Raw genomic sequence first — 3,434 nt, 5'->3', positions numbered from 1 at the left:
TGCAGCCTTCATGTGGCTGCACTGTGGTAAATTATCTTTCATCGCTTTTATAGGAATGGTTCCTTAACTCCTAATTAGAGCACATCCGAAAAGCCCGGATTTTTTCTACGAATAGGTGACAATTTACCTCATGACGATGGTGGCGCGACATCGCAATTTAGGGGACGTGGGAGCAATGGGGTCAGGGCGGGAATATGTCAATTTCTGACCCCTTCTAATAATTGTATTGCTAAATTCCACACCTGACCCTCAAAGACGCCCGGGAATCAAATTCGCCTGAATCGCTGTTTGTGGCGGCCAAAGTATACCCGAAAGTATACCCGAAACGAAAAAGGGGTCACAGGTAAACCCTGTAACCCCTTGATATTGTTGGTGAGCCGTGATGGAATCGAACCATCAACCTACTGATTAAGAGTCAGTTGCTCTGCCAATTGAGCTAACGGCCCGTATGTTTGATTGTACTCGCACCAGCTGTTTTGTAAAGATGAGGCGAGTCTTTTTTACTTTTTTCACTACTGTTGCGAGTATTCTTTTATGAGATCCAACTTTTTCCGAACCGACCAACCTTTGATCTGCTGTTCTCGTCTTACGGCACGCTCTTTATTCTCAAAATTCTCCAAAAAAAGCAAATCCGGCAAGCTATGCTGCCTCAAACGGTTCTGGAGATCGGAAGTCATCCCCACATACATTCCATCATCTTTTCCAACAATGTACACATAACAATCTTTCATGATGTCGCCCGGTCCTTCGACAGGCTCAGGACAGGCAGGATTTCCTTCGTCACCCGAATTCCTGTTCCTCAGGACAAACTCACCACTGGCCTTGCGGCCAGAGGCTCGAATCCAACATAACAGGCGGTGCAAAAAATAGACCCTCCTGGATTAGAGGGTCTACATTTTTTGCATTGGCACGCCCGGCAGGACTCGAACCTGCGACCTGCGGCTTCGAAGGCCGACGCTCTATCCAGCTGAGCTACGGGCGCAGAACGCTTCTATTCCAGATTTCAGATTCCAAAAAGGTCAAAACCCGGGATCATATTCCAGCGAAGCGAGTGGCGATATTACTCAGGTGGTCAATTGTTGTCAAGGCAGCAGGGAGGCCGAGGTGCTGCATTCCCTTTCAGGTTTTTTTCGGGAATTTCGAAAAAAACTAACTGTAGAAGATCTTCTTGATACCCTTGAGCCTGGCTATGGCCGCCGAGAGTTCCCTGCCGATGCGCTTGCTCTGCTGGGTAACCACCAGTTTGAAAAAGATCTCATCCTCCTGGAGGTCCACCTGTGAACTGATGTCCGCTATCTTGTAGCCCTGCTCACCGATCAATGCATTAAGCTCGTCGTAGAGGGAATCCCGGTTGCGTGCAGTCACCGTTACGGTGAGATAGCGGTCCTTTTTAACGTAAGGATCAAGCTTCTTAATGAACAGAAGGCCTCCGAGATGATCGTCATCGTGCAGGCACCCACCGAGACGAGGAGGTTGGTGCGCATCCCCGCCGGACGGCCGTGGGTTTCCCTCTCCAGGCCCACAAGACCGCCTGCCAGGGCGGCAAGGAGAAGTTTGATCAGGATGGGCAGTTCGTAGCTCCCCATGAAGGTGTTACCGAAAAACATGTTTTACCTCTTTCCTGGAGCAGGCGGGGCCGGCCCTAGTTGATCACGGTCTCCATCTTCGTCAGCTTCTTTCCGAGGAGTGTCGCCGCCACCACGAGGGTGGAGGAGATGAAGATCATGATAATGCCGAGGGCCGACAGGCGCCCCCACAGTCCGTCTTCAGCAAACCGCAGGATCTGGACGGCCAGCACCTCGGAGCCCGGCCGGGAGAGAACCACCGACAGTGTCAGCTCTCGAACGAACATGGTGGCCATGAGGATCCAGGCGGAAATGACCCCCGGGATAAGGAGGGGTATGACAATGCGGCGCATTGTGTACACAGGCCCGGCCCCGCAGACCCTGGAGGATTCCTCCAGGCTGCTGTGGATCTGGACGAAGGCGCTCGTCAGGGGCCTGATACCGTAGGGGAGGTAAGTAGCAATATACCCGATGAGAAGGGCCCATATCGTGGCGTAAAGGGGGGTCCGCACAAAAAACCACATGAACCCCACTCCGATGACGATGCCCGGAAAGGAAAAGGACAGGAAGCTCAGGGACTCAAGGATGCCCGAAGCCACGGTGCGCACCTTGACGATGACGTAGGAGACGAGGATGGACAGGAATACCCCCAGAGAAGCCCCCACTACGCCGAGGAAAAGGCTGTTTTTCAAAGCTAACAAGGATATGGGATCCTTGAGCACATCGATCCAGTTTTTGAAGCTCATGAGAGAGAAGGCCCTTGCACCTGGCACCATGACGTAGGGCAGCATGGAGGTGTAAAAGAGCACGATGACCGGCAGCACGATGAGGACGAAGGAAAGAGCCCCGACGACGGTGAAGAGGGGATAACGGGACCCCTTGAGGTCGATAAGGGTGGGCTTGAAACCCCGGCTGGAGATGGTGACGTAGCGGCTGCTTTCCGAGGTCAGGTAGCGGTACAGGTAAATGAGCACGATAGAGGCCGCCAGGGCGCTCATGCCCACCGCGGCGGCCTTCCCGTAGTCAGCGGAAAACCCGGTGGAAATGATCTGGTAGATGTGGGTGGCCAGCACGTACTTGCGGCCCGGCATCCCGATGACGGAGGGAACGGCGAAAGAGGCGAGGCTCCGCACGATAACCAGGATGGCCGAGGCCAGAATAGCCGGACGCAGCACCGGCAGGGTCACACGGGTCAGGGTACGCCAGGTCGAGGCGCCGCAGACCTTGGACGATTCCTCCAGGGACACGTCAAAGGCGCTCATGGCCGGCGCGATGATCAGGTACGCTATGGGCAGATCCAGCAGTCCCTCCACCAGGATCATCCCCGGCAGCGTGTAGATGTTAAAGAGGGCCTTTTCCAGGCCGAACATATCCATGAGCAGCCGGTTGAGGATACCGTTGCTCGGGTTAAGCAGGAGCACCCAGCTCACCGCGAACAGGATGTGCGGGATCATCATGGGGATGATGGTAATGACCCCGAAGAGGAACTTGAAGGGGATGTTGGTGCGGGTGTTCATGTAGGCCAGGAATAAGGCGAGTGCCGTGGCTACCAGAGCCGACCCAAGGGTGAATATCATAGTATTAATGAGGATGCCAGCGAAGGCAGGATCCGTGTAGGCACTTATGTACTTGTCCAGGGTGATCCCGCCGAAGGTTCCAAGCCCCTCGGAAAAACTGCCCAAAAGCAGCATGAAGACAGGGCATATCGTCAGGAAACCGACGATAAGGATGAGCACAGGGGTGAGGGTAATGCGTTTGGGCATGGAAAGTCCTGTCATGTTCAAGGTTCAAGGTTGATGGACTCGCAAAAAGTCCATCAATGCGCCCCGCGCGGGGCGCCCAAATCAATGACTCGCACTGTAAGTCATT

The 3,434-nt window shown here is 54.2% G+C and carries 4 protein-coding genes and 2 tRNA genes; all 6 read right to left on the bottom strand.

Annotated elements, in window-relative coordinates; genetic code table 11:
- Positions 1-370: 370 nt before the first annotated feature.
- The 6 genes from P1S59_14300 to P1S59_14275 all read right to left on the bottom strand — a co-directional run bounded on the left by P1S59_14300 (position 371) and on the right by P1S59_14275 (position 3,328).
- Positions 371-446, bottom strand: a tRNA-Lys gene (locus P1S59_14300).
- 66 nt (positions 447-512) lie between these two features.
- Complete coding sequence (locus P1S59_14295; protein ID MDF1527399.1) at positions 513-863, bottom strand: hypothetical protein; 351 nt, start codon at positions 861-863, stop codon at positions 513-515.
- A 42-nt stretch (positions 864-905) separates the two neighbouring features.
- A tRNA-Arg gene (locus P1S59_14290) sits at positions 906-982 on the bottom strand.
- Positions 983-1,149: 167 nt separating this feature from the next.
- The gene (locus P1S59_14285) at positions 1,150-1,320 is read right to left on the bottom strand and encodes a hypothetical protein (GenBank protein MDF1527398.1); all 171 of its coding nucleotides are present in this window, start codon (positions 1,318-1,320) and stop codon (positions 1,150-1,152) included.
- 47 nt (positions 1,321-1,367) lie between these two features.
- Complete coding sequence (locus P1S59_14280; protein MDF1527397.1) at positions 1,368-1,607, bottom strand: MgtC/SapB family protein; 240 nt, start codon at positions 1,605-1,607, stop codon at positions 1,368-1,370.
- 35 nt (positions 1,608-1,642) lie between these two features.
- A complete protein-coding gene (locus P1S59_14275; protein ID MDF1527396.1) occupies positions 1,643-3,328 on the bottom strand; it encodes an iron ABC transporter permease in 1,686 nt (561 codons plus the stop codon).
- Positions 3,329-3,434 lie beyond the last annotated feature (106 nt).

The sequence above is a fragment of the bacterium genome (genome assembly GCA_029210965.1).
In the GTDB taxonomy this organism is placed as follows: domain Bacteria; phylum BMS3Abin14; class BMS3Abin14; order BMS3Abin14; family BMS3Abin14; genus JALHUC01.
This window is presented reverse-complemented; position numbering and strand designations above follow the sequence as displayed.